The following is a 6976-nucleotide window of genomic DNA, read 5'->3' as shown; positions in this document are numbered from 1 at the left end:
CCGAGCAGGCCGGCACTCCCGAGCAGGCCGGCACTCCCGAGCAGGCCGGCACTCCCGAGCAGGCCGGCACTCCCGAGCAGGCCGGCACTCCCGAGCAGGCCGGCACTCCCGAGCCGGCCGGCACCGGGTCGGCCAGCGCCAGGCCGGCGGGTGCCGGAACGACGGGCGATTCGGCGGGGCGGATGAGGCGCGGGCCGTGGCGTCGGCGGCGAGCCATTCTGACGGTCGGCGGAGCTGTGATCGCCGCCGTGGCGCTCGCCGGGTCGCTCGGTGACTTCAGTAATCGACAGGGACAGATCGCCGCGCCGACCGGCAGCGGCCCCGGCACCACCACGGTGGGGATGCCCCGCGCCGAGGACCCGACCGAAGCGGCCCATGCCGAACCGTCCGTCGTACCGCCGGCCAGGAGAAGCGCGTCCGCTACCCGGACCAGCCCTCCGGTCGGTCCGGGCGTGCCAGCGGTCCCGGGCCCGACGGCCACCACCGCGGGACCGCCCCCGACCCCGCCCGCGCCGACCCCGACACCTGGCGTCGGCGTACCGGTCGACGCGCGCGGCGGGACGGTCACCGCGCGTTGCGTGGGGAAGTCGGTCGAGGTGCTCACCGTGGTGGTCGCACCCGGTTTCCGGGCCGAGGGGTACGACCCGGGGCCGGCCAAGCAGATCGTGGTCGAGCTGGTCTCCCCGGAGCACCGCAGCGAGATCCGGGTTCAGTGCCCCAGCGGCCAGTTGAAGCCGAAGGTCAAGGAACGCGCCGCCTGATCGGGGGCCGGCGGGTGCCGCGCCCGGGTCGTACCCGGAACGCGGCCCCCCGTTCCCGCCGGCCGGTCCGTCACCGCCCGGCCAGCACCGCCCAGCCCGGTTTCACCGGCTCCCGGCGCAGCGGCATGCCCGCCTCGGCCGGCGTGCGGCCCCCCTTGCGCTGGTTGCAGGCGTAGCAGGCGGCGGTGGTGTTTCGCCAGGTGTTCCGGCCGCCGCGCGAGCGGGGCAGGATGTGGTCGATGGTGGAGGCCGGGCCGCCGCAGTATGCGCAGCACCTGTCGTCGCGGCGCAGCACACCGGCCCGCGACCAGGCCGGCCCGGAGGTGAACCTCCACCGGGTGACGACGAAGCGGACCAGCCGCACCACCCGGGGCATCGGGAAGACCCCGATCACCCGGTCCGGCTCGGCCTCGTGGATCTCGGCCACCCGACGGCAGAGCATGCGGACGGCATGTTGGACGGTGACCCGGTGCAGCGGGCCGAGGTCGGCGTTGATGACGAGGACGGCATCCACCGGGACTCCTTTCCAATTGGTGGCGGACAGCAAGAAGCCGCCCGGTCCGGCTGTGGGGGCGGGGCGGCTCAGCGCGTAAGGACACGCGTCAGTCGGGCCGGTCCGCCCAGGGACCTTCCGCTCGGCAACCGTCGCCGGGCAGCGTCGGCAGCACGATGCTGATGTGCCACATCGTCATGAGCTGCTCCCGCGGTGGTGGTTGACCTTGCGCGCTCACGGTAGGTCGACCCGGGAGACACGGGCAACGTATTTCGATCGGCCGGCCCCGTCGGGACGCCGCTGGCGGCGGGTGCGGGGAACTGCTCTGGCGGAGACCTGGGCGGTGGTCAGCGGTCGGTTCAGCCGCAGCGCCATCCGTGCGGTGAGTTCACTGTCCAGCAGCGGCCGGTTGACCTCAGCGGCGACGGACAGCGCGGGCCCGGAGACCGACCGCCAGATCGCGGCCAGCCCGGCGCCGAGGCCCACCAGCGCGACGGTGGCCCGGGTGGTCGGTGAGCCGGCCGCCGCTGCGGCACTCACCCCGACGACCGCGAAGAGCACGAGCAGCAGGGGTACGAGCACCGGCCAGAAGATGCCTCGGGCCGCCTGCGCCACCAGTCGCCGGTCCCGGATGATCAGGTTCCGGGCGATGACCGCGTAGTCCTCCTCGTCGAGCAGGTCGCGCGGGTGCAGGCCGCCGGTGAGCACGTCGCGCCAGAGGTCGCCCTGGCCGCGCAGCGCCCGACTCAGGGTGGCCGGCGTCGGCTCGGTCGGGTCCCCGTGACCGGCGCGGTCGACAGCGCTCGCCCAGGCGGCCAGCGAGCGGCGCACCACAGCGGCCGAGTACGGCGGCAGCACGCTGGCCAACTCGTCCAGCCACCGGCTGATCTGGACCTGCCGGCCGCCGAACTGCCGTAGCAACTGCGTGACGTCGCCAGCTCGGACGGTGTCGGCCACTGACCGGCCCAGTCGGTAGGCCAGCCCGACCCGGTGGTTGGCGGCCATCGCCCAGCGCAGCACCTCCACGTTGAGGTCGTCGAGGGCGAGCAGCAGCGGCACCGGGTCGGCGAGGTCGGGCTGGCCCGGGTCGGGGAGCAGGGCCCGGGCGGCCGACGTGTCGGGCGCCGGCCCGGTGTGCCGGGTGAGGTCGGCGATCTGGGCCAGAGCGACGTCCACCCCGTCGAGGTACATCCGCATCCGACGGTGGGCGGACATCTCGGTGAGGTTGGAGAGTTTGGCCGGCGGTACGGCGGGGCGGGTCTCGGCGAAGGCGCTGGGCTCCGCGTGCTGGCCGTGGTGGTAGGCGTCCGCCATCCACCAGCCCAGCCGGAGCGCGGTGACGATGCAGGCGCGCTCATCGCGGATCAGCGGGTACGCGTCGTCAGGGCCAATCTCGTCCGTCGACGAGCCGGACCCCGCGTCGGCGCGGTGCAGTGGTGACATCTCCCGCTGCCCTCCCGCCCGGCCGATCGACGGTTGATCTTTCGAGCGTACGGCAGCGTACTGTGGCTTATGTGGGGTTTTGTCGATTTGGCCCGGCGCGACCGGCCAACAGCCCGCGCGGTCGGATCGAACGCACCGGCTCGGTCGCACCCCCCTCGGCCCGCAGGATGTGGTTCGCGGCGATGATCCCGGTCGCGGCCGAGCGTTCCATCAACGCGCTCGGGAAGTCCGTGGCGATGCCGTCGCCGGCCAGGTAGAGGCCGGTCGCCTCGGTGCGTACCCCCGGTCGCCAGGCGTGGCTGCCCGGCGTGAAAGCCGGCGCCTGCGCCTCCACCCGGGCCCGCAGCTCGCGGACCCGCAGGTCGCCGGCCTCCGGCCAGAGCGCGACCAGCTCGCGGCGCATCCGCTCGGCCAGCTCCTCAGCCGGCACGCCGGGCTCGCAGGCGTACGCGTGCAGCTCGACGACCGAGCCGCCGGTCTGCTGCGCCCAGCGCCGCGACTCGTTCTCCAGCCGGTGGTAGAGCGTCACCGAGTCCAGAGTGGGCTGGCGGGAGACCCCGCTGAACACCGCCCGCTCGGCGGCCACGTCCCCGTCACACCAGTACCGCGCCACCGCGTACGGCGGGCCGGGGGTGCCGAAGGCCGGCATCCGTGCCGCCAGCTCGGGTGCCTGCTCGGCCAGGTCCGGGGAGGCCGCCACCAGCGCGGCGAGCGCCGGCGGGTCGACGGCGAGCACGACGTGACCCGCCGGATGGCTGCCGCCGTCGGTGGTCGATACCCGCCACCCCTCGGCGTCGCGGTGCACCCCGGTGGCGGCGCAGCCGGTCAGCACCCGGCCACCGTGCTTCTCCACGTGCCGGGTCAGCGGCTCCCAGATCGCCGTGGCGTAGTCCTCGTCGGGGCAGTCGAAGGCCAGCCCCTCCGGGTTGCCGAGCAGATAGAAGTGGAACTGGGCGACCATCTCGGCGGCCGACATCTCCGCCTCGTGGTTGAAGAACGAGTGCGAGAAGACCTCGAACAGCATCGCCCGCGCCCGGTCCGGCAGCCGCAGCGACGCCAGCAACTCGTCGGCCGTGGTGTCGTCCAGGTCGGCGTAGGTGCGCACCGGGTCGTAGCTGAGCAGCGGCAGCGCCGCGTCGCGGTCCATCACCCGCAGGTCGGCCAGGCGCAGGCTGGGGCTGCGCAGCAGCAGCGCCAGCAGGTTCGCCGGTGGCGCGGGCGGCAACCTGCCGAACTCCTCGGTCGGCCACTGCTCGCTGAGAATTGGATAGCCCGGAATGGGCTTGAGAAAACCCAGGTCACTGTCGATCCGGCGGAGGATGGACCGCCAGTTGTAGTACTGCCGGAAGAACGCGTGGAAGCCGTGCTCGTTCTGCTGGCTGCCGTCGGCGAGCGCCTCCGGCCAGGCACCCAGTCGACCGCCGAGCGTCGGTGCCGCCTCCAGCACCGTGACCGCCACACCCCGCTCGGCCAACACCACCGCCGCCGACATCCCGGCGATACCGCCACCCACCACGAGCGCCGTGGTCGGCCGCGGCACCCGGTCGGCGCCACCACCGCCCGGGTCCACCTGGTGCTGCCGTACGCCGATCAGCCGACCTACCACTTGCGACAGCGCCATGGGCCCAGTCTGCCCCACCTCGGCTCAGTCGGCTGGTAAGCAGCGGCGGGGGCGGTCGGAGGCCGGCCAGACGTACTCCAGGTCCTCCGGCACGGCGTCGCCGAACAGCGGGCGGTAGTGCGCCGGGTCCTTGCGCAGCAGCGACGAGCGGTGACTGAGGTGCAGGTCGTCGCGGCCCAGCCACGGTGGCAGCTCACCCGCTCGGGCCAGCTCGTCCTGGGTGCGTACGACGCCGGACCCGCAGGCGTCAGCGAGGTCGACGGTCATCGTGGTGGCGCAGGTGTCGGCCCGCCCCGGTTCGGTCCAGACCGCGCACATGTCCAGCCCGTAGCGGACGAGCGCCTCCTCGTACCCGGCCCACATCTTCACGGCCGGGTGGTTGCGCCAGCCGTACCCGGGTCGGGTGAGCCCGCGCAGCACCTGGATGGCCTCCACCCGCTGCTTGCCGAGCCGCTTCTGGTCCAGCGTGCGGGCGCTGGCCAGGAAGCCCGGGTACGGGAGGAACGTCTGCATGTCGCTGCTCTACCCGTCGCCGGGACGGACATACCTGGGCCGGGGATGATCCGGACGGGGTCGCCCACCGTGGCCGTGCTGATTACGATCCGGGCATGGCGGAGCCGTGGCGGGACCGGGCGCGACGGGCGGTCGAGTGGAACTGGCGACTGCGGTCCGTCGGTGATCCGCGCCCGCACTACGTGATCTGTGGCAGGGACGCGCTCGCCTACTACGTGGCCCGGGCGATGCTCGAATCCGAGCTGCCGGTCGGTGGGGCCCGGGTGACAGTCGTGGTGCCGGAGCGCTACCGCAGCAACGGGCCGGACGTGGCCGGGCTGCGCGGGGTCCGGGTGGTCCGCTCGGACCGGCTGGACGTGGCCACCTTCGAGACCGCCGGTCTGGCCGGCGCGACCGGGCTGGCCCTGTTGCACCAGGACGACGTGGGCAACCTGCACGCCGCGCTCTGCGCCCAGGCTGTCGACCAGCGGGTCCGCCAGGTGCTGCGGATGTTCAACGGCACCCTCGCCGGCGGCGTACGCAAGCTGCTCAAGGCCCCGGTCGAGGTGCTCTCCGACGCCGAGATGGCCGCGCCGGCCTTCGTGGCCGCCGCGCTCAACGAGGTCGACCCGAGTTCCTTCCAGCACCGGGACAAGACGCTGCGGGTGGCGCGGCGGGCCGACGTTCGACCGCAGGACGTGGTCTGTGCGTTGGCGCACCTCAGCGAGGCGCAGGGGGTGGAGCTGCTACCGGCCGAGCAGGCCGGCGCCGACCTGGTGCTCGCCGAGGCGACCGGGCAGCCGCCGGGCACCGAGGTCGCCGCCCGCCGGTTGGTCCGGGCACGTCGGCGGCGTCGTCCGGTCGCGGTGGTGGTGGGAGCGGTACGCGGCTTCGCCACCCGCAAGATCGGCATCGCGGTGATGGTGGTGCTCGCGCTGATCGCGGTGCTGGGTGCGCTGATCTCCCGGGCCGAGGACGTCTCTCCGCTGGAGGCGCTGTATCTGACGCTGGTCACCACGCTCAGTGGCGCCGACCCGGACACCACCAAGGCGGCGGACGCCCAGATCATGCAGGTGGTGCTCAACCTGGCCGGGTTGGCGCTGATCCCACTGATCACCGCCGTAGTGGTGGACGGCATCGTCAACGCCCGGCTGGCCCTGCACACCGGCCGCCTGCAACCCGCGCGGGTGGGGCACGTGGTGGTGATCGGCCTGGGCAACGTCGGCACCCGGGTGATGGCGCAGCTCCGTGAGTACGACGTCGAGGTGGTGGCGATCGACAAGGATCCGGAGCCGCGCGGTGCCGCCCTGGCCCGCCAACTGGAGGTGCCGCTGATCGTCGGCGACGCCGCGTTGCCGGAGACACTCGTCGCCGCCTCGGTGGCCGACTGTCAGGCGCTGGTGGTGGCGTCCACCGACGACGTGGCCAACCTGGAGGCGGCCCTCGCCGCCCGCGACCTCCGCGCCGACCTGCGCGTGGTGCTGCGGCTCTTCGACGGTGACTTCGCCGAACGGGTGGAGGAGACCTTCGCGCTCGGGGTGTCCCGCTCGGTCTCCTACCTGGCCGCCCCGGCCTTCATCGGGGCGCTCACCGAACGCGCCGTGATCAGCACCATCCCGGTCGACCGGCACGCGCTCCCGGTCGCCGAGGTGCCGGTCGCGGCCGGCTCCGAGTTGGACGGTCGACCGCTGGACGCGGTCAACCGGGACGGGCAGGTCCGGTTGATCGCCCGTACCCCGGCGGGCGGTGCCAGGACCATCTGGTGGAAGGACCTCGACCCCCGTCAGGTGATCTTCGCCGGTGACCGGCTGACCGTCGTCGCCCGGCGGCGCGGGCTGGACTGGCTGACCCGGCAGTGCGCCCCGCCCGCCCACCCGGTCCAGGTGCCCAGGCCGGGCGGGGTGGTGCACGGCGGGCTGCCCACCCCAGCGGCGGCGTCCCCCTCGGTGCCGGGCCAGACGGGCTCGGGGGCCGGCGCGGCGCATCCCGCTTCTCCCGGCGGAGATGCGCCCTCGGCGACCAACGGCAGTCAAGCTGACGAACATGAGCCGACCCGCCGGCACGACGGGATCTCCGAGGTGGGCTGAGCTGCTGAGGTGATCCTCGCCGTCGGCGAGGTGCCGCCGCCAGGGAGAGCGGTCTCCGCAGCTGCGCGGTTGTAGTTGC

5 protein-coding genes and 1 pseudogene are annotated in these 6976 nt (G+C 73.7%); 2 read left to right on the top strand and 4 right to left on the bottom strand.

Annotated features, from left to right (window positions below; genetic code table 11):
- Positions 1-761, top strand: a pseudogene (locus AB0877_RS21325) (hypothetical protein); the annotation flags it as partial.
- A gap of 70 nt (positions 762-831) precedes the next feature.
- Here AB0877_RS21325 and AB0877_RS21320 read toward each other — a convergent pair.
- From AB0877_RS21320 to AB0877_RS21305, 4 genes are all read right to left on the bottom strand, one after another.
- The gene (locus AB0877_RS21320) at positions 832-1275 is read right to left on the bottom strand and encodes an HNH endonuclease (protein WP_366610874.1); all 444 of its coding nucleotides are present in this window, start codon (positions 1273-1275) and stop codon (positions 832-834) included.
- 213 nt (positions 1276-1488) lie between these two features.
- Positions 1489-2697 carry a hypothetical protein gene (locus tag AB0877_RS21315; RefSeq protein ID WP_366610873.1) on the bottom strand — a complete coding sequence of 403 codons (1209 nt, stop codon included), beginning with the start codon at positions 2695-2697 and terminating at the stop codon, positions 1489-1491.
- A 67-nt stretch (positions 2698-2764) separates the two neighbouring features.
- Positions 2765-4318 carry an FAD-dependent oxidoreductase gene (locus AB0877_RS21310; RefSeq protein WP_366610872.1) on the bottom strand — a complete coding sequence of 518 codons (1554 nt, stop codon included), beginning with the start codon at positions 4316-4318 and terminating at the stop codon, positions 2765-2767.
- Positions 4319-4342: 24 nt separating this feature from the next.
- On the bottom strand, positions 4343-4831 hold the full coding sequence (locus AB0877_RS21305; protein WP_366610870.1) for an MSMEG_6728 family protein: 489 nt from the start codon (positions 4829-4831) through the stop codon (positions 4343-4345).
- Between the two features lie 95 nt (positions 4832-4926).
- Between AB0877_RS21305 and AB0877_RS21300 the strand changes: the two genes are divergently transcribed.
- Positions 4927-6897, top strand: a complete 1971-nt coding sequence (locus tag AB0877_RS21300) for an NAD-binding protein (RefSeq protein WP_366610869.1) — start codon at positions 4927-4929, stop codon at positions 6895-6897.
- Positions 6898-6976 lie beyond the last annotated feature (79 nt).

It is taken from the genome of Micromonospora sp. NPDC047644 (genome assembly GCF_040704315.1).
Lineage (GTDB): Bacteria > Actinomycetota > Actinomycetes > Mycobacteriales > Micromonosporaceae > Micromonospora.
The sequence above is the reverse complement of the archived record's forward strand: the minus strand, read 5'-3'. Positions and strand labels throughout refer to the sequence as shown.